The 22753-nt window shown below is 37.5% G+C and carries 22 protein-coding genes and 1 pseudogene; all 23 read right to left on the bottom strand.

Annotated elements, in window-relative coordinates:
- Positions 1 to 23: 23 nt before the first annotated feature.
- Entirely contained in the window at positions 24 to 1424 is a 1401-nt protein-coding gene (gene atpD / locus D2K62_RS12650) for a F0F1 ATP synthase subunit beta (RefSeq protein ID WP_112182191.1), read from the bottom strand.
- Positions 1425 to 1450: 26 nt separating this feature from the next.
- A complete protein-coding gene (atpG, locus tag D2K62_RS12645) occupies positions 1451 to 2326 on the bottom strand; it encodes an ATP synthase F1 subunit gamma (RefSeq protein ID WP_112182192.1) in 876 nt (291 codons plus the stop codon).
- A gap of 94 nt (positions 2327 to 2420) precedes the next feature.
- Positions 2421 to 3932 carry a F0F1 ATP synthase subunit alpha gene (gene atpA / locus D2K62_RS12640; protein WP_112182193.1) on the bottom strand — a complete coding sequence of 504 codons (1512 nt, stop codon included), beginning with the start codon at positions 3930 to 3932 and terminating at the stop codon, positions 2421 to 2423.
- A gap of 21 nt (positions 3933 to 3953) precedes the next feature.
- Positions 3954 to 4496 (bottom strand): F0F1 ATP synthase subunit delta, encoded by a 543-nt coding sequence (locus tag D2K62_RS12635; RefSeq protein WP_112182194.1) that lies wholly within the window; start codon positions 4494 to 4496, stop codon positions 3954 to 3956.
- Positions 4496 to 5020 (bottom strand): F0F1 ATP synthase subunit B, encoded by a 525-nt coding sequence (gene atpF / locus D2K62_RS12630; RefSeq protein WP_112182195.1) that lies wholly within the window; start codon positions 5018 to 5020, stop codon positions 4496 to 4498. The genes D2K62_RS12635 and atpF overlap by 1 nt, the downstream gene beginning before the upstream one ends.
- Before the next feature lie 206 nt (positions 5021 to 5226).
- Positions 5227 to 5433 carry a F0F1 ATP synthase subunit C gene (gene atpE / locus D2K62_RS12625; protein WP_112182196.1) on the bottom strand — a complete coding sequence of 69 codons (207 nt, stop codon included), beginning with the start codon at positions 5431 to 5433 and terminating at the stop codon, positions 5227 to 5229.
- Positions 5434 to 5488: 55 nt separating this feature from the next.
- Positions 5489 to 6214 (bottom strand): F0F1 ATP synthase subunit A, encoded by a 726-nt coding sequence (atpB, locus tag D2K62_RS12620; protein WP_117149528.1) that lies wholly within the window; start codon positions 6212 to 6214, stop codon positions 5489 to 5491.
- A 24-nt stretch (positions 6215 to 6238) separates the two neighbouring features.
- Entirely contained in the window at positions 6239 to 6607 is a 369-nt protein-coding gene (locus D2K62_RS12615; protein WP_112182198.1) for an ATP synthase subunit I, read from the bottom strand.
- A gap of 388 nt (positions 6608 to 6995) precedes the next feature.
- On the bottom strand, positions 6996 to 9170 hold the full coding sequence (locus D2K62_RS12610) for a S8 family serine peptidase (RefSeq protein ID WP_117161570.1): 2175 nt from the start codon (positions 9168 to 9170) through the stop codon (positions 6996 to 6998).
- Between the two features lie 154 nt (positions 9171 to 9324).
- Positions 9325 to 10472, bottom strand: a pseudogene (gene wecB / locus D2K62_RS12605) (non-hydrolyzing UDP-N-acetylglucosamine 2-epimerase).
- Between the two features lie 70 nt (positions 10473 to 10542).
- Positions 10543 to 11172, bottom strand: coding sequence for a uracil phosphoribosyltransferase (gene upp, locus D2K62_RS12600; RefSeq protein WP_112182200.1), 630 nt, complete (start codon positions 11170 to 11172; stop codon positions 10543 to 10545).
- A gap of 938 nt (positions 11173 to 12110) precedes the next feature.
- The gene (locus D2K62_RS12595; RefSeq protein ID WP_112182201.1) at positions 12111 to 13349 is read right to left on the bottom strand and encodes a serine hydroxymethyltransferase; all 1239 of its coding nucleotides are present in this window, start codon (positions 13347 to 13349) and stop codon (positions 12111 to 12113) included.
- Positions 13350 to 13426: 77 nt separating this feature from the next.
- On the bottom strand, positions 13427 to 13966 hold the full coding sequence (locus tag D2K62_RS12590; protein ID WP_117149530.1) for a TIGR01440 family protein: 540 nt from the start codon (positions 13964 to 13966) through the stop codon (positions 13427 to 13429).
- 14 nt (positions 13967 to 13980) lie between these two features.
- On the bottom strand, positions 13981 to 14430 hold the full coding sequence (gene rpiB / locus D2K62_RS12585; protein ID WP_117149531.1) for a ribose 5-phosphate isomerase B: 450 nt from the start codon (positions 14428 to 14430) through the stop codon (positions 13981 to 13983).
- Between the two features lie 175 nt (positions 14431 to 14605).
- Positions 14606 to 15205, bottom strand: coding sequence for a low molecular weight protein arginine phosphatase (locus tag D2K62_RS12580; RefSeq protein ID WP_112182204.1), 600 nt, complete (start codon positions 15203 to 15205; stop codon positions 14606 to 14608).
- Positions 15206 to 15331: 126 nt separating this feature from the next.
- The gene (locus D2K62_RS12575) at positions 15332 to 15886 is read right to left on the bottom strand and encodes a manganese efflux pump MntP (RefSeq protein WP_117149532.1); all 555 of its coding nucleotides are present in this window, start codon (positions 15884 to 15886) and stop codon (positions 15332 to 15334) included.
- Positions 15887 to 15990: 104 nt separating this feature from the next.
- Entirely contained in the window at positions 15991 to 16287 is a 297-nt protein-coding gene (locus D2K62_RS12570; protein WP_112182206.1) for a TIGR04104 family putative zinc finger protein, read from the bottom strand.
- Between the two features lie 836 nt (positions 16288 to 17123).
- Positions 17124 to 18152 (bottom strand): L-threonylcarbamoyladenylate synthase, encoded by a 1029-nt coding sequence (locus D2K62_RS12565; RefSeq protein ID WP_117161569.1) that lies wholly within the window; start codon positions 18150 to 18152, stop codon positions 17124 to 17126.
- A 207-nt stretch (positions 18153 to 18359) separates the two neighbouring features.
- Positions 18360 to 18770 carry a GNAT family N-acetyltransferase gene (locus tag D2K62_RS12560; protein ID WP_117161568.1) on the bottom strand — a complete coding sequence of 137 codons (411 nt, stop codon included), beginning with the start codon at positions 18768 to 18770 and terminating at the stop codon, positions 18360 to 18362.
- Between the two features lie 67 nt (positions 18771 to 18837).
- Positions 18838 to 19443, bottom strand: a complete 606-nt coding sequence (gene spoIIR / locus D2K62_RS12555; RefSeq protein WP_117161567.1) for a stage II sporulation protein R — start codon at positions 19441 to 19443, stop codon at positions 18838 to 18840.
- 77 nt (positions 19444 to 19520) lie between these two features.
- Positions 19521 to 20408, bottom strand: a complete 888-nt coding sequence (gene prmC / locus D2K62_RS12550; protein WP_112182210.1) for a peptide chain release factor N(5)-glutamine methyltransferase — start codon at positions 20406 to 20408, stop codon at positions 19521 to 19523.
- 3 nt (positions 20409 to 20411) lie between these two features.
- A complete protein-coding gene (gene prfA, locus D2K62_RS12545; protein WP_112182211.1) occupies positions 20412 to 21482 on the bottom strand; it encodes a peptide chain release factor 1 in 1071 nt (356 codons plus the stop codon).
- A 535-nt stretch (positions 21483 to 22017) separates the two neighbouring features.
- Complete coding sequence (locus D2K62_RS12540) at positions 22018 to 22641, bottom strand: thymidine kinase (protein ID WP_112182212.1); 624 nt, start codon at positions 22639 to 22641, stop codon at positions 22018 to 22020.
- Between the last annotated feature and the right edge of the window lie 112 nt (positions 22642 to 22753).

The raw sequence follows: 22753 nt of genomic DNA, 5'->3' as shown, positions 1-22753 counted from the left end.
ATAGAGCTATAACCGCTTTATTCTTACGCCATTTGTTTTGCTTTTTCAACAACATCTTCAATTGTTCCAACTAAACGAAATGCGTCTTCGGGAAGATCATCATATTTACCAGCTAAAATTTCTTTAAAGCCTCGTATCGTTTCTTTTACTGGCACATATGAACCTGGAAGACCAGTAAACTGTTCAGCTACGTGGAAATTCTGCGATAAAAAGAATTGTATGCGACGAGCGCGAGAAACGGTTAATTTATCTTCATCAGATAATTCGTCCATCCCTAGAATTGCAATAATATCTTGTAATTCTTTATACTTTTGTAGTGTACGCTGTACTTCACGAGATACGTTATAATGCTCTTCTCCAACAACTTCAGGGTCTAGTGCACGTGAAGTTGATGCTAACGGATCAACAGCAGGATAAATACCTTGCTCTGATAATTTACGATCCAAGTTAGTTGTTGCATCTAAGTGCGCAAATGTTGTTGCAGGCGCTGGATCGGTATAGTCATCCGCAGGTACATAAATCGCTTGAATTGATGTAACAGAACCTTTATTGGTTGATGTAATACGTTCTTGTAACTGACCCATCTCCGTCGCTAATGTTGGCTGATACCCAACAGCTGAAGGCATACGGCCTAGCAATGCAGATACTTCAGAACCCGCTTGTGTGAAACGGAAAATATTATCAATAAACAATAATACGTCTTGTCCTTGATCATCACGGAAGTATTCTGCCATTGTTAGTCCAGTTAAAGCTACGCGCATACGTGCACCAGGTGGCTCGTTCATTTGACCGAACACCATTGCTGTTTTAGTAATAACGCCTGAGTCTTTCATTTCAAAGTAAAGGTCATTACCTTCACGTGTACGTTCTCCAACCCCAGCAAATACAGAAATACCACCATGTTCTTGTGCGATATTATTAATAAGCTCTTGGATTAAAACCGTTTTACCTACACCGGCTCCACCAAACAAACCGATTTTACCACCTTTAATGTATGGTGCTAATAAATCAACAACCTTAATTCCTGTTTCTAAAATTTCTGTATCAGTCGCCAAATGTTCGAACTCTGGTGATTGACGATGAATTGGATCGCGACGAACATCATCAGGTAATTTTTCACCTAAATCAATCTCTTCTCCCAACACATTAAATATACGACCTAATGTAAGATCACCTACAGGTACAGAAATAGCAGCACCAGTACTAATTACTTCTGCTCCTCGTTGAATACCTTCTGTTGCCTGCATGGCAATTGTACGAACTGAATTGTCACCTAAATGTAATGCTACTTCAAGTGTTAATGCAACACCATTTTCCTCTTTAGGAGAAATGATTAATGCATCATATACTTCAGGGAGCTGTCCATTATCAAATTTTACATCAATAACTGGTCCCATTACTTGCGTTACGTGTCCTTTACTCATCGATTTCCCTCCTTACTTACATTTTACTATTTTTGGGCTGCTGCTCCACCGACAATTTCCGTGATTTCTTGTGTAATAGCAGCTTGACGAGCTCGATTATATTGTAAAGATAAATCATCAATTAAATCGTTCGCATTATCTGTAGCACTGCGCATTGCTGACATGCGTGCTGCGTGTTCACTTGCTTTACTATCTAATAAAGCACCATAGATTAAGCTTTCTGCATATTGGGGTAACAATGACTCCAATATTTCTGCTTTACTCGGTTCAAATTCAAATGCACTGTTGTTCTTACTAACTGGTGTTTGTTCCGTATTTTCAAAGTCTGTAAGAGGTAGTAATTTTTTGGTAACTACTTCTTGTGAGATTGCACTAATATAATGATTATAGACAATGTTTAATTCATCTACTTCTTCATCAATATATAGTTGTACGGACTCCAATGTTAGATCTTTAATATCCGAAAAAACAGGTTGATCTGATAAACCAATAATTTCATTTGTAATTGGCATATCTCGTTGTTTAAAGAAGTCTCTCCCCATTCGTCCGACTACAATCAATGTATACTCTGATACAGATTGATGTTTTTCCTGAATGGTACGGTACACCTTACGTAATACACTACTGTTAAAAGGTCCAGCTAATCCACGATCAGATGTAATGACGAAATACGCTGTCTTTTTCACTTTTCTTGGTTTTAACATAGGGTGTTCAAATGTCTCATTACTCAATGCGATATGATGAACCATTTCTTGCATCTTTTCACTGTATGGGATATAAGACTTTGAACTTAATTCCGCCTTACTGAGCTTTGATGCTGAAACCATTTGCATCGCATTTGTAATTTGTTTTGTTTTTTTAGTTGAGCCTATTCGTGTTTGAATATCTCTTAGTGATGCCACTTACGTTCAGCCCCCTTTCTTGAAAAGGTTTCTGTTGCAAAAGAAGGATAAAAATCAGAATTTGATTCTTATTTTCCTTCCTTCCACTTCCAATTTATTTACTTTTCCCTACAAATTGTGCTTTGAACGCTTCAATAGCTGCATTCATTGCTTCTGCTTCAGCAAGATTTCCGGTTTCACGGATTGTTGTTAAGATGTCAGCATGATTTGCATCAAAATAATCAAAGTACTCTGATTGGAAACGCGTAATATCATCAATTTCGATATCATCTAAATAGCCACGAACCAACGCATAGATAATAACAACTTGTTTTTCAACTACAAGTGGTTTATGTAGGCCTTGTTTTAAAACTTCTACCGTACGAGCACCACGATTAAGTTTTGCTTGTGTTGCTTTGTCTAAGTCAGATCCGAACTGTGCAAATGACTCTAATTCTCGATAAGAAGCTAGATCCAAACGCAATGTTCCTGCAACTTTCTTCATCGCTTTAATTTGTGCTGATCCACCAACACGTGATACCGATAGACCTGGATTAATCGCTGGACGAACACCAGAGAAAAATAGATCAGACTGCAAGAATATTTGTCCATCTGTAATGGATATAACATTGGTAGGAATATACGCTGAAATATCACCAGCTTGTGTTTCAACAAATGGTAAGGCTGTTAATGAGCCTGATCCTTTTGCGTCACTAAGCTTTGCTGCACGTTCTAATAGACGTGAGTGTAAGTAGAATACATCACCTGGGAATGCTTCACGGCCCGGTGGACGTTTCAGTAATAGTGATAATTCACGGTATGCATTCGCTTGTTTAGATAGATCATCATATACAACTAGCACATGCTTTCCGTCATACATAAACTCTTCACCCATAGAAACACCAGCATATGGCGCTAAGTACTGAAGTGGTGCAGGTTCTGACGCACCGGCACTAACTACTATTGTGTAATCTAATGCGCCGTGTCTACGAAATACTTCTGTTGTAGAACGAACAGTAGAATCTTTTTGACCAATAGCAACATAAATACAAATCATGTCTTGGTCTTTTTGATTAATGATCGTATCAATTGCAACAGTCGTCTTACCTGTTTGACGATCACCAATAATTAATTCGCGTTGTCCGCGACCAATTGGCACAAGTGCATCAATTGCTTTAATACCTGTTTGTAGTGGTTCATGAACAGATTTACGATCCATTACACCTGGTGCTGGCGCTTCAATTGGACGTGTTTTACTCGTCTCAATTGGCCCTTTCCCATCAATTGGTTGTCCTAATGGATTTACTACACGACCTAGTAATTCACGACCAACCGGCACTTCCATAATACGACCAGTACGACGAACTTCATCGCCTTCGCGAATCTCTGTATAAGGACCTAAGATAACAATCCCCACATTACTTTCTTCTAAGTTCTGGGCTAATCCCATTACTCCATTTGAAAATTCAACAAGCTCACCTGACATAACGTTATCAAGACCATGTACACGTGCAATACCATCACCGATTTCGATAACCGTACCGACATCAGTAACTTCAATATCAGCTTGATAATTCTCAATTTGCTGTTTAATCAGCGCACTGATTTCTTCAGCTTTTATGCTCATGCCAATTCACCCCTATCATCTTTAATTTACTGAAACGATATTACGTTCAATTCGTTCTAATTTTCCTTTTACAGAGCCATCATAAATGGTATTACCAACTTTAAGCTTGATGCCACCCATAATAGAAGGATCAATTACATTGTTAATTGTTAATGATTTAACAGCTAGTTTCTTTGTGAATACAACTTGTAACTGCTGCTTTTCTTCTTCAGAGAGGAGACGAACAGAGTAAACTGTCGCTACTGCTACTCCTTTAGATTCATTAGCGAATGCACAGAATTGATCTACGATTTCTGGAACAGCACTTTCATTATGACGATCTATTAATAGCTTCAATGTGTTGCGAACTTCTTTTGCAAAATCATGAAAAGCTTGATCAATTATTTGTTTCTTTTTCAACCCATCAAAGCCAGGATGTTCTAAAAAATCATTAAAATCTTGATTTTGTTGAAAAACTTCCTTGACTATTAAAAGTTGAGATTCAATTGAATCAACATTTTCTTTTTGTTGAGCAAGTTGAAAAAGAGCTTCTGCGTAGCGTTTAGCAATCACTGCTTTACTCATTACTCTTCTCCTATCTCTTTCATATAGTCAGAAATTAGTTTTTCTTGATCTTGTGCATTTAGTTCTTTTTCAATTACTTTACTAGCAATTTGAACAGAAAGTGAAGCCACCTGTGCTTGAAGTGCTTGAATGGCACTTTCTTTTTCTTGCTGAATTTCTGCCTGTGCAGATTGTTTCATTCTATCTGCAGCAGTTTCAGCTGCTTTTATAATGATTTGTTCTTGTTCGATTCCAGCCTTTTTAGCATCTTCGATAATAACTTGTGCTTCTTGACGTGTTTGTTTTAAGCGCTCATTTGCTTCTTCTGTCGCTTTCTCTGCTGAGATACGGTTTTTTTCGGCAACATCTAATTCATTTGCAATGTAGTTTTCTCGTTCTTCCATTTTATTAAGTAATGGACCCCAAGCAAATTTCTTTAATAGATAAAGTAATATCGCAAAGCTTAGTAACGAAAAAATAATATCTCCACTATTTAGACCGCCAACTGCAGCTCCGAGAATAAGATTTCCAGCTAAATCTTGCACTGTATTCACTCCTTTCAACAACTACTAACATGAAACTGTCCGTGATTAAATAAAAATAGACTTTAAACAGATTAAAAACTTGGCTCATCGCCAAGTTTTATGGTGAAAGCCCTGATTTAGAATGGATTCATCCTATTTTGAAATTAAAGGAATGGCGAAACTTCCTCTAAAGATAAATTTCGCCACTGTATTTTTACTATTGAGTTCTACAGTACCATGAAGGCTACAACGATAGCTAAGATCGGAACGGCCTCTACTAGTGGAATACCAATTAACATAACTGTAGTTAATGGTCCTCTTAATTCTGGTTGACGTGCGATCCCCTCAACTGTTGTCTTAACTACCATACTACTTCCTAAACCTGCTCCTAATGCTGCCAATCCTGCTGCTAATGCTGCTGCTAATGCTTCCATTTAAAAATTCCTCCTTTTAAAATATGTAAAAATTTTATTAGTTTCTACATTATAATTAATGATCATCTGCCACTTTATGCGACATGTAAACCATCGTTAACATAGTGAATACAAAGGCTTGAATCGCCCCAACAAATAAACTAAATCCTTGCCATACAATCATCGGTACCAGTGAAAAAATATAGCTACCTGGTCCAGCCATAAATGCCATTTGGGCTATAAGGGATAATAAAATCTCCCCTGCAAAAATATTACCAAACAAACGAAAACCAAGTGTCATTGTATTCGTGATTTCCTCGATTAACTTAAATGGTAAGATGAATGCAACTGGGCTTGTCATATCTTTAAAATAACCTTTCATACCTTTAATTTTAATCCCATAAAAGTTTGAAAGAATCATAATAAATGCTGCAAGTGACAATGTTATACCTACGTCAGATGTCGGTGATTTCCACCATAACTCATGATCGTATACCCCCATCATAATAACACCTAAAATATTGCTAATAAAGATGTATAAAATTAATGTGAGTCCTAAAGGCAAAAACATTTTCCCTCTGCGCCAATCCATTGTATCGCCAATAATGCCCTTTACGAAGTCGATAAGAAGCTCCATCGCATTCTGCATACCAGTTGGTTTCGTTTGCAACTTACGACTACCTACAAAACCAAGAATAAATACAATGGCTGATGCTACAAAGATCATCAGTACAGTTGACGCGTTAAAGTTGAGTCCTGAAATACCAAGAAAATCATATACCATTGGTGATTCGTGGTCCACTTGTTTCACCTCTTTTCCTGAAAATTAATCTCTTGTTAGGAATAATAAGCCATCTACCATAATAACAACATACATTGTCATTAATCCGATAATCACTGCAATAAAATGAAAATACTGCTCAAATTCTAATGCAATTAAGACAGATACTGCAATTGAACCAAATCGGACTAATGTTCCGAGACTAAAAATCTTTTTGTTATTTACAATAGCTTCACCTAGCTTTTTCATTTTCCTTTGGAGCAACCAGAGATTATAAAAACTAACTGCACTACCAAGTAACAAACCATTAAATATACTATGGTAAGATGTTAGCGCCGTACCTAAAGCTAGAATCGCAAGATAATAAAACATCCATTTTTTCTGACGAGATATCATTTGTTCATATTCATGCATGATCCGTCGTCCTCCAAAAACGTATGAGTCACCTATTCATTGTTCGATTCCATCAACAAATTATGACAAATAGCCTATATATTCGCAAGGCTTTAAATCAGAAAAGTATTGTCAGTGATAAAAGTCACATGAAAACCCTATCATAAATCAAAATTTAATTTCTTTAGGCACGCTGTATTTAAGGGAGTTTCGGTAAAAAAAAGCAGGTTCTATTTAGAAAACATCTAAATAGCTAGCTACTCCCAAAGAATACATAGCTTGGTTTAAAATGTCTATTTACTATTATAATGGATTATTCACTATAAAGGTAGAGACAATTTTGTGAATTCTACTATTAAATTTTGAAGATTTAAAATTTGCTATCACTATCTTACCAATATCCGTTATATTACTCAATCAATATATTCATTTGATAGTGAAAAACTTCTTCTTTTTCAGTCTCAACAGAAATATCAGCAATATATTCCCCTTTTTTAGGCATTAATTTCAATGGGATTTCCCCTTCTATTACACCTGGTTCAGGATCATCTAGACTAAATAGTGTCTGTTGAAATGTCAGGGTATTCGGATCATATAAATCAACCGTAATTTTTTCTGCAACCTCTGGTGAGTAAAAGCGATACGTATAATTTTTTTCCTGAAAAGGGGTTAACTCTAATTCAAAACCCATTGCTTTAGGGAAATTACTCATTTGATTCACATACATGTAAGGTAAAGAAAAGGTTTGTTCTTGATTTGAAAGTTCTAACCACCCCTGATAAAGTCCTGGTTCCAGTAAACTGCTCGTAATCGCTAATTCGATTGGAACTTGCTCTGTTTGACCCGGCTCAATCGTGAAAGTCTTTGGTGTATACCAACGTAATCCCTTTGTTTGTTCAGGTAAGTCAAAAGAATAGGTTTGTGGTTTACCTGATACATTTTTCACTTCAAGATTTACAACGTTGCTTTCTTTTCCGGTATTAATTTTACCAAATGATAGTAATGGATTCGTAATAATCGTTGCGGTATTAATCGATTCTGATAATCTGATTCTACCCATCCCTTGCTCAATCGGCTCATATAATTGTTCCCCATCCGTCAGTGGTAACGCTTGGGTCAGGAGTGCCCCTTTTAATTGAGTTGGCGTCCAATCAGGATGTGCTTCTTTTAAAACAGCAAGTGAACCTGCAATATGCGGGGCAGCCATACTTGTTCCTTGAAGTGTTTGATAACCACCTGGGACTGTGCTTGTGATTTGTGCTCCAGGTGCAACAATTTCAGGTTTGATTTGCCAGTTAGCCGTTACAGGGCCACGTGAGCTAAAATCTGAAATTTGATCTTGTGTGATCTGATAATCTGTCTCAATCCAATAGCTGTGCGTGTCCAATTGGTCTAACAACCACTCGCCATCTGCTTGTGATATACCTGTAACTGGAATAGAAATCTCTTGCTCCATTCCGCCTTGAAAGGTGCCTTTTTCATTATTATATATAAGCACAGCAGCTGCTCCTGAAGTTTCTGCTTGTTTGGCCTTTTCCGTGAATGAAATATCTCCTCGTTCTATTAAAACGATCTTCCCTCTTGCATCAGGTATTGCCTTCTTTCCATCCCCACCATTTACTATCGGATATTTTTTCTGTAAATCCCATGCTGGTGCGCCTGCTAATGTGATAAGCTCTATTTTTTTATTTTCAAAACTATCGTATAAAGAAGCTGTCTTGATTGGAGGTGTGGAGGAACCAACTCCTATCGACTTTGTTGCTGTTGCAGGAGAACCTACTGTCCAATCATCTGGACCAGAATTTCCATTCGCGATCACAACGGACACACCCTCATCTACTGCACGGTTAACAGCTATACTAGTCGGCCAATCTGGACCATTAATAGTATTGCCAAGTGACATATTAATGATATCCATCCCGTCTTTCACTGCCTTCTCTAAGGCTGCGATGACTTGCACGGACGTTCCAGCACCACCTGGTCCTAGTGCGCGATAACCATAAAGATCTGCATCAGGTGCTACACCTTTCATCTTTCCGTTCGCAGCGATAATGCCGGCAACATGTGTCCCATGGATAGTCGATAATCCTTGTTCTACTTGTGTTTCCATTGGATCCGCGTCCATATCAACAAGATCGAATCCACCTTTATAGTTCTTTTCTAAATCAGGATGTTGATAATCAATACCTGTATCTATCACACCAATCTTTACACCTTTACCTGTATAAGATAAGGATTCTTGTGTTACTTCATCTTGTAGTAGAAAAGGAACACTCTCGTTAATCGGAGCTTCTTCTGTTATTTGATACGTTTGGACTGGATAAGCTTTTTTCAGAAAATCTAATCCATTCAGACGGTCTAACTGATGCGCTTTACCACGTAATGCTAGCCCTTGAAAGAGGGTATCATAAACTTCGAGCACTTCGACTGTTGGATAGTATGCTTCAATATATTCTTTTTGTTCGTGTGGATTCCCTTCCACTTCTATAATAATTGATTGTGTCTCTGTTTGCGCTTGACTTGTAATCGGGGGGATGATAAAGACTAGCGCAATAAGAATAGATAGAATGGCTCTGGTTCGCATACAATGTTTTTCTCCTTGTTTTTACGATAGTATGTGAAAAAAATCCGTACCCTATACTTTTTTAGTTACTTGCTTTAATTTAATGTACGTGTGCGGATAGAATGCAATCTTACATAAAAAAAGAACTTCCTATTTAGAAGTTCTTTTTCAAAAACTATTTTGTTATAAAAGTAGCTGGTTTATCGCTAGCTTCCTTAAAAAAATATCGAATAGCTTCCGCAATACGTGCACTTGCTTCTCCATCTCCATATGGATTCGATGCTTGTGCCATTTCTTGATGTTTTGTATCGTCAGACAGTAATTGATCTGCTAATTGAAATATCATTTCTTCATCTGTGCCAGCTAGTTTTAGTGTCCCTGCCGCTACACCCTCTGGACGTTCTGTCGTATCACGAAGTACCAATACAGGCACGCCTAATGATGGCGCTTCTTCTTGTACGCCACCAGAATCCGTTAAAATGAGGTATGCTCGTGACGCGAAGTTATGGAAATCAACAACGCCAAGCGGGTCAATTAAAGTAATACGCTTGTCATTTCCTAGAATTTGATCAGCAGTTTCTTGGACAACTGGATTAAGGTGAACAGGATATAACACATGGATATCTTGATGTTTTTCTACAAGACGTTTGATTGCACGAAACATTTGTTGCATATTCTCGCCCAGGTTCTCTCGTCGATGTGCTGTCATTAACACAAGTCTTTTTCCCTCTATTTCATCTAAAACTTTACTCGTATAACTTGCATTAACAGTCGTTTTAAGTGCATCTATCGTGGTGTTACCTGTTACAAAAATATTCTCTTCTGCTTTGTTTTCTGCTAATAGATTTCTCTTGCGCTAGTAGTAGGAGCAAAGTGAAGGTCCGCCATTACACCTGTTAATTGACGATTCATCTCTTCCGGATAAGGCGAGTATTTATTCCACGTCCGAAGTCCAGCTTCAACGTGACCCACTACAATTTGATTGTAATAAGCTGCTAAGGATGCCGCAAATGTCGTGGTCGTATCGCCGTGAACTAGGACAATATCAGGCTTTGTCTCTTTCATTACCTTGTCTAAACCTTCAAGTGCACGTGTTGTAATTTCAGCTAGCGTTTGGCGAGCTTTCATTATATTTAGATCATAATCTGGCTTTATATTAAAAATCGTTAAGACTTGATCAAGCATCTCACGGTGTTGGGCTGTGACCGTAACAATCGGTTCAAATTGTTCTGAACGTTTTTTTAATTCTAGTACGAGTGGTGCCATTTTAATCGCTTCTGGTCGTGTTCCAAATACCGTCATTACTTTGATTCGTTTTGTCATGTGTCACACTTCCTCCTTTTCAGAAGAAAAGCGCTACATATATGGCATAGGTAGCGCTTTTTTCACAATATTATTTGGTACCGAATAAACGGTCACCCGCGTCACCTAGACCCGGAACGATATAGCCATGATCATTTAATTTTTCATCTAATGCTGCAAGATAGATATCTACATCAGGATGATTTTTTTTAATCAATTCTACGCCTTCTGGTGCTGCTACTAAACACATCAATTTAATATTTGTTGCGCCGCGCTTCTTCAATGATTCAATCGCATCATTAGCAGAACCACCGGTAGCAAGCATTGGATCAATGACAATTAATTCACGCTCTTCAATATCAGAAGGTAATTTAATATAATATTCTACTGGTAATAATGTTTCTGGATCGCGATAAAGGCCAACATGTCCTACTTTTGCTGCTGGAATTAAGCGTAATACGCCGTCTACCATACCTAATCCGGCACGTAAAATAGGTATTAAACCAATTTTCTTTCCACTTAATGTTTTTGTAACTGCAGTAGTTACTGGTGTTTCTATTGTTTTTTCCTCTACAGGTAGATCTCTGGTAATTTCAAAAGCCATTAAACCGGCCACTTCATCAACTAATTCACGAAATTCTTTTGTACCCGTTTCTTTATTTCGAATATACGTCAGTTTGTGTTGTATTAATGGATGATCCAGTACAAATACATTTCCCACTTCCGATCACTCCTTATCTTTTTTTGCATCTTTAAAAGTGTACTGAAAAAAATGCATTGTTTCAAGTTAAGACACTAATTAATTTTGTTTTTTTGATAAATGTTACGATTTAATAAGCTATTTACGAAAACCTGTGACTTTATTACCCGCTCCTCAAATGAAATCGGCTCCCTTTCCGCAGGCACGGCTTCAGCTAATCAAAAAGTCACTCTTATATTCAGGAAATTATTAATGAAACCTTTGCCTGCAATATTTATACCTGAAGTCTACGCTACCGTAATCCGTAGATACTTCGCTTTCCGTGGGCACGACTTCAGCTAACTTCGGAAAGTAAAAATCGCTTTCCGAAGTGGATCTTCAGTCCGTGGGATTGCGATTACTCATCCCATCGAAAACATTTGCTGTTCCCACAGGACTTCGTATCTACGGATTACTTTATGGATCGTATGCTAATCTTCCATGCATAGCTACTGTTTAATAATTACTATAAAATAATTAATAATTAATAATTAATAATCAACATATTTTTACGAATATTGCGCGTTTTTTCTTAGTATAGTTAAGTAATCAGAAAAAAGGGGTGACAGGATAACGATGGCGTTGAACGCTTTAAAATCGTTCTTAAATACTTTTTAGATATGTCACCAGAGAACGCTATCATCAATCCCAGTTCTTCAACAACTATAAACAAATCCAACAGTTAGTAACATAATAATTTACTGATTGATTCTGTTTTGCACATAGAAGTAGATCCACTCGGAAGGCGCATTTTGCTTATCAGAGTTAGATAAGGCTGTGCTCAAAGAAAGGGAAACCATTTCATTTGATCTGCGGGTCCACTATTATGTATTATTACCAAAACATCATTTTTTTAGAGAACAGTCATTTAAAATAATCCCTAACCGTTAATCTGGTTAGGGATTATTCTTATTAGGGATTTAACGCTTGTATAGAGGGAATTTGGCTGTCAATTCCTTCACACGTGTTTTGGCTTCTTGTAATTTTGTTTCATCTTCGTGATTTTTTAATGTGAATGCAATGATAGATGCTACTTCTTCCATTTCTGCTAAACCAAATCCACGAGTAGTTACAGCTGCAGTTCCGACACGAACGCCACTTGTTACAAATGGACTTTCTGGATCAAATGGGATGGTATTTTTGTTTGTTGTAATCCCAATATCGTCTAGTGCCTTTTCAGCAACTTTTCCGGTTAATCCAAGATCACGTACATCTAATAATAATAAATGGTTATCCGTTCCACCTGATACAATGCGAATACCTTCTGATTGTAATGTCTCACCAAAACGTTTTGCATTATCAATAATATTTTGGCCATATACTTTAAAATCATCCGATAGAGCTTCTTTAAATGCCGTTGCTTTCGCTGCAATAACGTGCATTAATGGACCACCTTGAATACCAGGGAAAATAGATTTATCAATTTGTTTCGCAAACTCTTCTTTACACAAAATCATCCCACCGCGCGGACCTCTAAGTGTTTTATGCGTTGTTGTCGTTACAAAATGGGCATGTGGAACTGGATCAGGATGCAAACCTGCTGCTACAAGACCAGCAATGTGAGCCATATCGACCATCAAATAGGCACCTACTTGATCAGCGATTTCTCTGAACTTTTTGAAATCAATTGTGCGTGAATAAGCACTAGCACCAGCAACAATTAGCTTCGGCTTTACTTCGATTGCTTTTTCCAGTAGAACAGCATAATCAATTTGCTCTGAATCAGGATCTACCCCATAATCTTCAAAATTATAAAGCGTTCCACTAAAGTTAACTGGACTCCCGTGTGTTAAGTGTCCACCATGATTAAGGTTCATACCTAAAACAGTATCGCCAGGCTCTAAAATCGTGAAATAAACCGCCATATTTGCTTGTGCACCTGAATGGGGTTGAACATTAACATGTTCTGCACCAAATAGCTGTTTTGCACGATCGCGTGCTAAATTTTCAGCGATATCAACATATTCACAACCACCATAATAGCGTTTGCCAGGGTAGCCTTCCGCGTACTTGTTTGTAAGTACAGATCCTTGGGCTTCCATAACTGCTTCAGATACAAAGTTTTCAGATGCTATTAACTCAATTTTGTCATTTTGACGCTCGCGTTCCTGTTCCATTGCTTGGAAAAGCTCTAAATCATTTTGTTTCACATGCTCCATCTTGTAATTCCCCCTAAGTAATATGGTTGCTTCGTTTATTATATTAGAAAAGTTAGTGTCCTAACTAAACTGTCTACTTAACGTTCATAAACCGCACGTGGTCCACCAATTAATTTGGGCCTAGTATAAGCGGCGTTAATTCTAGCGCTCCCAACAGCGCGTTGTTTAAGGCGAAGTGGAACTGCTACATGTTTCAAATGCATGCCAATCATGGTTTCACCAATATCAATTCCAGCATCTGCATTTATTTGTTCAACAACAACAGGATCTTTCATTTGTTTATATGCGAAAGTAGCCATTGAACCACCCGCCTTGCGAACAGGTACAGCAAACACTTCCTCATAACCATATCTTTCACTTGTATGGCGTTCAACTACGAGCGCTCGATTTAAATGTTCACAACACTGAAAGGCTAAGACAACACCTGTTTCCTTTTGTAATTGTTGAAAGGCTTGATAAATCTGTTCAGCTACCTCTTCACTACCAGACGTACCAATATGTTCACCAATTACTTCACTTGTTGAACAACCAATCACAAACAGGCTATTTTCTTTTAAATAGCCACTATTTTTCCACTCGATAATAATTTCTTGTAATTGCTTTTCGAGTTGCATCATAATTTTCGCATCCTTTATGCTTCTTGCTTCGTTTCGTAATCACTTAATTTACTTATTCGATCTGCGTGACGTCCACCTTGAAATGTCGTGCCAATCCAAGTACGCACTATTTCTTTTGCTAAATCTTCTCCTATTACACGTGCACCCATCGCCAACATATTCGAATCATTATGTTCTCTTGTAACACGTGCACTATACACATCATGTACTAATGCACAACGAATGTCTTTTACCTTATTTGCAGCAATAGACATACCTATACCAGTTCCACAAATCAAGATCCCACGATCAAATTCACCTTTAGCTACACGTTCTGCTGCCGGAATCCCATAATCGGGATAGTCGACTGAATCAGCACAATCCGAGCCAATATTCGTATAATCAATACTTAAGTCTTCTAGTAATACACCTATTTGCTTTGCTAATTGATAGCCACCGTGATCCGAAGCCACTACTACTTTCATGAGTAAACCGCTCCTTTGTTCAACATAGATTCTATTATCTACTATCTTACTTGTTTTACAGAAAAATGAACAGATAAAGTAAGTCTTTTTCTAAAAATTTTTAGAAGTTTTTTAGATATAGTTGAGCCAATTGGAATGTTAGCATCTATAATGCACTAGGATAAATTCACTCTAATTATTCTTTGCTTTTTAACGTTTCGACTAAAATATCAATATATTTTTCCATTTCTTCTAAGGTTTGATTATAAACTTCAGAACTTCCACCATAAGGATCTGTGATGTCAAAATTAGGCATTTCTGCTTCTAACCGCTCAATTTCATCTTGTTCTTCTCGTAAAAAAGCACGGAGCTGTTGTTCTGATTGACTTTGATCTTTTTCTGCTACTACTAATGCTCTTTTTTCTTCTAATCTGATATATGCTTTTTTTAATTGTTCCCATGTTGATTGTCCATCTAATAGTGTATATTCTTTTAATGTATAAACTTTGTCATGAACCTGTGGATATTGCATGGTTACTGTTTGCTTATGTTGCATCGTCATTGTTAGGATAAGATCCGCCCAATCTAACAGTTGTTCCGAAACAGGTTGTGATTGATGTTCCAATTCAATATTAACAGTTTGTAACGCATCGATTGTTCCTTGTGATGCTTTAGAACCGATTGATGCAAAAATTCCTGCTGACTTCACTTCAAAGTCAGATTTATGTTTAAGTAGCGCTTCTGCCATTGGACTTCGACAAGTATTTCCCGTGCAAATAAATAAAACGTTTTTCATCTCTTGCTTCCTCCTCAACTGACAACTTTACCTATTAAAACTATATCATATTTATATACTAGCACCAAAACAAGAAAAAAGAGCTCCGTTTGGTTCGCGCAGCTCGGTTTCGTTCCGGATATTTTTTTAGCCAAAAATAAAGTGAAGACCAAATGCACATAGAATGCTTCCACCACATAACTCACTATATACACCAAGTAAACCGCGGGCCTTCTTTCCTAAAAGTAAACCTGCCCACGTCAACATCATACTAGATAAGCCAAAAATAATTATTGCGAAAAAAGTTTTAACTCCAGACATTCCTAAACTCAAGCCTACTGAAAAGCTATCTAGGCTAACACTTAAAGCAAATAACAATAGACCTAAACCAATTGGTTTCAATGGGATCTTCTCTTCCTTTTCAAATGTTTGTAATATCATATGTATGCCTAAACCAAACAAAAGGAACCCTCCACCGATTACAGCAAGTCCTTCCATTCGCCCAGAAATGAATTTGCCTAGGACGATACCGATAAACGGCATAAACATATGAAAGAAGCCAACCGTAATTCCAATAAAAAGGATGCGCTTTAAGCGTAAGGCTTGTAAACCCATGCCAAGCCCTACCGAAAAAGCATCCATGCCTAACGCAATTGCCATCATTATTAGTGATAGATATTGATCAAGTTGATCGATCGGCACTGTTTATCCCCTACTTTCGGACATGCTATTGTACTATATGCACGAAAGTAAGACGTTATGAGTAGATCTATTTTAAATTTCCACTTCATTGACACTCCTATTCACTACCAAAGAAACTCTTCTTCATTCGATAATTCTATCAGAAACGGATAAATCACCAGGATTAAAATACAATAAACAAGAAAAATTCCAATTGAAAGGAAAAGTGAAATACCAAACATATTTAAAAGAAACATAAAGGGAGTGATAAAGACTATGGCTGTAGATCTTTTCCTTGCTCGTTTTGTATAATATTGCTTCTTGCCACAGTGTGGACATTTCATAGCAATATCTAATGTAAACATCTTTTTAAATGTTTGTTTCCAACTCCACTCTTTGTTGCAATTTTTACAAGTAGGCACTTATTCATACCTCCTTTATTTTTAAGCTCAATTACTTTTCATATAGTTACAAGTTTTCATAAAGTATTATATATACACTATCACGTTCTCACCAAAAAAATCAGTCCTAATCTTTGACTGTTATGAGTTTGGCGTATAACTGATATATTGCTTGGCAGTCTCAAAAAAGCTACTTTATAAAAGATTGTCGTTTATTACAAAACATTTATAAACTACGACGTAACAGGAAATTCTGACCCGCTCCTCAAGTAAAATCGGCTCCCTTTCCGCAGGCACGGCTTCAGCTAACTCGGATAAGCAAAGATCGCTTTCCGAGTGGATCTTCAGCCCGTGCTGTTCCTGCTGGAGTGTCACCAATTTCACTTGATACGCTAATACCCATCTTCACATCATTAACAGAGAGTATAAATCTACATAAAAAGAACAGATTTTAATTATATTTTGTTATCTAGAAATTAGCATGTAAATTATTATTTTCATCCAGTTCAATTCATCTTTTCTATCCATACTGTGTCCATGGAAAGGGAATCCATTTGGGGCTGCGATTACTCGCCCCAGCAAGATCGTTTGCTGACGTAGCGGGTAAGAAAGTTCCACTACGTCACATTTTCTATCAATTTCGAAAGATGAAACGCAATGAGGAGAACGTGGTCAACTTCAACTTTTGATTGTGAGACTTCTTAAGTTTATCAAGCCTTAAATTCCTGTTTCACGTTCAGAATTTGTTCTAAAATACACAAAAACTAGCATACCCATATACGAATTGGTATGCTAGTTCACTTACTCATTTAAGTTTTCACAAGCGAAAAGTGAACTATTTCTAGCCACCTAACGCGTTATTGCTTAATCAATTGACTTGCCGCTTTTTCTAATCGATTCATAATGGCTTCACCTACTCCAGCTTTTGGATAAACTTCAGATAGAATAACATCCACATCTGTTTTGTTAAAAGAACGCAATGTATCATAAAGATGCACAGCGACAGTTGTTAAGTCTGCCTGTGTACCGATAATTTTCATATGAGATGTCGTTAAGTTTGCTACTAGCTCTTCGCTTACCATGACACCAACTTTTTTCCCTTCTAATTCAAGTTGATCAATCTGTGATTGAAAAAAAGTTACATCACCATCAACTAGATATAAAGGTACTTCCGGTTCGTAATGATTATATTTCATTCCAGGCGCTTTAGGCTGATCTTCTTTTTTAATCGAATGATCTAAGACAAGCGCTCCAGTCACTTCTTCTAATTGTTCCTGGGTTATGCCACCAGGACGCAACACGACAGGCACTTCCATCGTACAATCTACCACCGTTGACTCCAGACCAACACCAGTTGGACCGCCATCAATAATCCCAGCAATTTTTCCGTTCAAATCATTGTACACATGTACAGCGCTTGTAGGACTTGGCTTTCCAGATGTATTTGCACTTGGTGCTGCAACCGGTAAATTTGTTTCCGCTAATAATGCTCTAGCTACCCTATGATCAGGAATTCGGATCCCAATTGTATCTAATCCAGCTGTAACATTTTCTGCAATCTTTCCATTACTCGTCAGAATGATAGTAAGTGGTCCTGGCATAAACGCCTCTATCAGTTTTTTTGCAATAGGTGTAATCGTTGTAACATATTCTCCAATTTGTTCTGGACTAGCAAGATGGACGATCAACGGATTATCTGATGGTCGCCCTTTTGCTGCAAATATATTGCTGACTGCTTGATTACTCGTTGCATCCGCACCTAATCCATAAACGGTTTCTGTTGGAAAAGCAACAACTTCTTGTTGCTTTAATAAGTTTGCAGCTTCACTGATTGCTTGTTGTCCTTCTCTATCTATTTCTGTTGCTTTCCAGTATTTTGTCTTCATCATAATCCCTTTCACTATTAACAGTTTACCCACAAGTTGTATACAATTTATATACAAGTTATCCACATATCAACTTTCTGTCCACAATTCAAAACTCTTTATTTACCGTACATTTACTTAGTTTATATAAAATTGACATTATTAACAAGCACTTCATATTATACACACATTATCAACAGGGTTTATCCACACCTGTTGATAGAATCTTCATTTATCAACAGGAAGCATCCACCATTCTCCTGTTGATTCTCGCTGAAATGCTGGTTCATCAATTAATTCAAAACCAAGTTGTTCAACTAAATCTCTTATTGTCTTTTGCTGACTATGCACATAGAGTTTACTTGCTTCTTTCTTTCGTGCTACTTCTATACAAACCTCTATTAGTCCCAATATATATGATGGTGCTAACACCTGTTTAATATAGAAGTTTTTTAACCAAAACGCATTCTCTTCTACTGGTTGTAACATGAAGAAAGCATATGCAACTTGTTCATCTTCATTTTTTACTAGATAGCCAGATTCCCATATTTCTTGTTCATTTAGCCCGTCAGGCCACTTATCTTGAAAAAAATCATCCACTACTGCATGATCTGCTACGCGTGTTGAAAGACATTCCATTCCTATCATCTCCTAATTGAATCTAGTTTTCTATCAGTTTATGAGAGAAAAAAGGAATTATACCTATTTAACTAAACCTAAACCATTCGAATAAAAAGAACTTTACTTCTACGTCCTCTTCCTCTTTTTCTTCTGGTTCATCCTTTTCTTCTGCAGCTGCAACACTAGTCCCATTAGAAAAATCTAGAAAACACAAGGGTGGAAACAGTACACACCACCAATTCGCGCCTTTCCCTTCACCTAACGTTATCATAATAGCTTCATATTCTCCCGCAGGATAAACATAAGATCCGTATACTTTATCAGGAAAATTGACGTTCTTGCCGTATGATACCTCGGATGACATCTCTATCCCTTCCGCTTGCAACGTGTTCCTTACTATCTCTTCAATCTTATCTAGTCGAGACTCAATCAACTCACGTGCTACATCAATATCATCCAGGTCTTCTACCCATGTCGTAATTTCTTCATTTACTTCATCGCGTACCAACCTTTTTATCTGTTGATCTTTATCTTGATCACTATTGGCAAGGATTCTTAATCGTATCGCCTCGTCCGGAATGACCTGATAAGCTTCTTCTGATACAGTTTCTTCCCCGCTGACAAAAGTTTGCATAGAAAATAGTGTAATACACACTGCTAAAAGTCCAATAATAGGTATGATTTTTTTCATTTGTAATAGCCCCCTAATTGCTTCTTAGCATTAGTATGGGCATGTTACTCTTTCTTTAAACTAGTAATCTCTTAAATTTATATTTTAGGACTACCGTTTAATTTGCTCCTTGTTAAGGTTACGAAAATCATGCGATCACGCCCGTTTATATCTTGGCAGATTTCTACCTCACTATCAGGAAATGCATGCAAAATAAGTTTCTTAATCTGTGCAGCTTGTTGATAACCTATTTCAAATGCAAGTAATCCACATGTGGATAACACAATTTTAGCTTGATTTATAATTTGTTGATAAGCAAAAAGCCCGTTAGCTTTTGCAAACAAAGCTAGCTCTGGATCGAAATTTCTAACCGTATCTGCTAACGTCTCTTTTTCTTCCCAGGCAATATAAGGGGGATTAGAGACAATGACATCTACCGTTTCCCCATTGTCTATCCACTTTTGCAAAAAATCACTTTGGTGAAACGTTACCTCCGCATCTAAGCGCATTGCATTATTGGCTGCTATTTCCTGCGCCGCTACTGAAATATCACATGCTTCTACTTGTAACGTTGGATCTTCCAACTTTAATGTAATTGCAATAATCCCGCTGCCTGTTCCAATATCCGCTACTTTGATTGGTCGTTTCATTTGTTTCGTTCGTTCAAGAACACCTAACACCAATTCTTCTGTTTCTGGTCTTGGAATTAGGACATCTTTTGTTACATGAAAGTTCCGTCCATAAAAATACTCTGAACCAATTATATGTTGAACTGGAATCCCTGTGTCTGTGTGTTTGTGTATATCCTGTTGATAAGCGTGATATTGCTTAGTAGAAATTGGTTCGCGTAAGTTCATTAAAAGTTGTGATTTCGTATAATTTAAATGATGTAGTAAAAGAATTTCTGCGACGCGTGGTTCACGATTATGTTCTTCTAAAAAAAGAGAAGCCCAACGAAGGACTTCTTGTAAGTTAGGCTGTTTCATTTGTTATTCACCTATTTGTTCCATTTTATTTGTTTGCTCTTCCATAATCAACGCATCGACTACTTCCATTAGTTTACCTTCTAAAACTTGATCAAGTTTTTGAATAGTTAAACCTATGCGGTGATCTGTCACACGGTTTTGCGGAAAATTATATGTGCGAATTCGTTCTGAACGATCTCCTGAACCAACAGCAGACTTACGTGTTTGGTCATATTCTGCTTGTGCTTCTTGACGGACTTTATCATAAATACGAGCGCGCAAAATTTTCATCGCTTTTTCTTTGTTCTTTATTTGCGACTTTTCATCTTGAATCGAAACAACTGTACCTGTAGGCATATGCGTTAGTCTTACTGCTGACATTGTTGTATTAACACTCTGTCCGCCTGGTCCACTAGACGTAAATGTATCGACACGAATATCCTTTTCATGTACATCTACTTCTACTTCTTCCGCTTCTGGCATGGCTACAACAGTTGCAGTTGATGTATGAATTCGTCCACCTGACTCTGTATCTGGTACACGTTGTACACGATGGGCACCATTTTCATATTTTAACTTGGAATAGGCACCTTTACCATTAATCATAAAGATAATCTCTTTATAGCCACCAACTCCTGATGAGCTTGATTCCATCACATCCATCTTCCAACCTTGTGACTCAGCAAATCGAGCATACATCCGGTATAAATCAGCTGCAAATAATGCTGCTTCATCCCCACCAGCTGCACCACGAATTTCCATAATAACACTCTTATCATCATTTGGATCTTTAGGAAGTAATAACAGTTTTAACTTTTCCTCTAATTCTGGTAATTGATCTTCTAATTCTGAAATTTCCATTTTGACCATGTCCTGCATATCTGCATCTAATTTTTCCTCAAGCATTACCTTTGCATCCTGCAGTTCTGTCGACACGTCTTTATATTGGCGATAAACTTCAATAATATCTGTTAAGTCAGATTGTTCTTTTGAGTAATCTCTTAGTTTCTTCGTATCATTAATTATCTCAGGATCACTTAATAGTTCATTTAATTTCTCATAACGATCTTCTAATGATTGTAATTTATCAAGCATGCAATTCACCTCTTTTTTCTTTTCCAAAGCACGTTCTTATTTATTATACAATACTTTTCATTATAGTATAGGTGATATCCCGAGTCAAAGTTTCAAAATAGCTCTAGACAGGTTTTAATTTTATATAGCGCACTTTTGAATGGTTCGTCGGATTACTGCGGTGGTCCGACGGATTAACGCTTCGCTTCGTCGGATTATCGCGTGCTCCGCCGAATTAACGCTTCGCTCCGTCGGATTATTGCGTGCTCCGCCGAATTAATGCTTCGCTCCGCCGAATTATCGCGTGCTCCGCCGAATTAATGCTTCCTTCCGTCGGATTATCGCGTGCTCCGCCGAATTAACGCTTCGCTCCGTCGGATTATTGCGTGCTCCGCCGAATTAATGCTTCCTTCCGTCGAATTATCGCGTGCTCCGCCGGATTACCGCTGCCTTCCATCGAATTATCGCCACGCTTCGCCTTAATCTTCAATTAGTGATAGAGTTACATCATAAAAATATCGACTAAAAAGCACCGTACATGGACGGTGCTTTAGCATTATTCAGATGTTTTTTCTGAAGTTTTTATATTTAGTAATTGTTTTGGCTTATTTGGAACTTCGTGGTGATGGCGGCAGCGTGGTTCATACGATTCTGAAGCACCAACTAAAATAATTGGATCATCATAAGAGGCAGGTAAATCATCGATTAAACGTTGCGTTCTACTTGCAGGTGAGCCACAAATAGGGCAAATAGCATTTAATTTAGAGACGGATTCACTTAATGCCATTATCGCCGGAACAGGACCAAATGGCTCCCCACGAAAATCAGTGTCTAAACCAGCAACAATTACACGGTGACCATGATTGGCTAATTCATCTATTATCTCAACAATTTTATCATCAAAAAATTGAACCTCATCGATACCTACAACATCAATTGAGTCATCCATTTCAGCGATAATATCGTCAGCGCATGAAACTGGGCGAGCTAAAATAGTATTTCCATTGTGAGAGACGACGGATTCTTTTGCATACCGATCATCAATAGCTGGTTTAAAAACTCGAACAGATAAATTACCATATGTCGCTCTTCTGACACGTCGAATAAGTTCCTCTGATTTCCCTGAAAACATACTACCACAGATGAGTTCTACCCATCCACTTTGCTTCATAACATACACGTGTGATTTTCTCCTTTCATATGTAACACAAGCTGTATTAGAGAACATCTAGTAGCATTATATACATATTCAATCTATTTTGTTCATTGCTCTTGTAACAAAGGCTTTTTTC

Origin of the sequence: Paraliobacillus sp. X-1268 (genome assembly GCF_003426095.1) — a bacterium.
GTDB lineage: Bacteria > Bacillota > Bacilli > Bacillales > Amphibacillaceae > Paraliobacillus_A > Paraliobacillus_A zengyii.
This window is presented reverse-complemented; position numbering and strand designations above follow the sequence as displayed.

Bases quoted from the DNA above. Each gene is read 5' to 3' on its own strand.
- D2K62_RS12590 (WP_117149530.1), bottom strand. From the start codon at position 13,966: ATGATGCAACTCGAAAAGCAATTACAAGAAATTATTATCGAGTGGAAA.
- D2K62_RS12560 (WP_117161568.1), bottom strand. From the start codon at position 18,770: ATGGAATGTCTTTCAACACGCGTAGCAGATCATGCAGTAGTGGATGAT.
- D2K62_RS12610 (WP_117161570.1), bottom strand. From the start codon at position 9,170: ATGCGAACCAGAGCCATTCTATCTATTCTTATTGCGCTAGTCTTTATC.
- D2K62_RS12565 (WP_117161569.1), bottom strand. From the start codon at position 18,152: ATGAAGACAAAATACTGGAAAGCAACAGAAATAGATAGAGAAGGACAA.
- D2K62_RS12580 (WP_112182204.1), bottom strand. From the start codon at position 15,205: ATGAAAAACGTTTTATTTATTTGCACGGGAAATACTTGTCGAAGTCCA.
- prmC (WP_112182210.1), bottom strand. From the start codon at position 20,408: ATGAAACAGCCTAACTTACAAGAAGTCCTTCGTTGGGCTTCTCTTTTT.
- atpE (WP_112182196.1), bottom strand. From the start codon at position 5,433: ATGGAAGCATTAGCAGCAGCATTAGCAGCAGGATTGGCAGCATTAGGA.
- D2K62_RS12635 (WP_112182194.1), bottom strand. From the start codon at position 4,496: ATGAGTAAAGCAGTGATTGCTAAACGCTACGCAGAAGCTCTTTTTCAA.
- D2K62_RS12595 (WP_112182201.1), bottom strand. From the start codon at position 13,349: ATGGAGCATGTGAAACAAAATGATTTAGAGCTTTTCCAAGCAATGGAA.
- prfA (WP_112182211.1), bottom strand. From the start codon at position 21,482: ATGCTTGATAAATTACAATCATTAGAAGATCGTTATGAGAAATTAAAT.
- atpA (WP_112182193.1), bottom strand. From the start codon at position 3,932: ATGAGCATAAAAGCTGAAGAAATCAGTGCGCTGATTAAACAGCAAATT.
- atpD (WP_112182191.1), bottom strand. From the start codon at position 1,424: ATGAGTAAAGGACACGTAACGCAAGTAATGGGACCAGTTATTGATGTA.
- D2K62_RS12615 (WP_112182198.1), bottom strand. From the start codon at position 6,607: ATGCATGAATATGAACAAATGATATCTCGTCAGAAAAAATGGATGTTT.
- rpiB (WP_117149531.1), bottom strand. From the start codon at position 14,430: ATGAAAGTAGTAGTGGCTTCGGATCACGGTGGCTATCAATTAGCAAAG.
- spoIIR (WP_117161567.1), bottom strand. From the start codon at position 19,443: ATGAAAAAAATCATACCTATTATTGGACTTTTAGCAGTGTGTATTACA.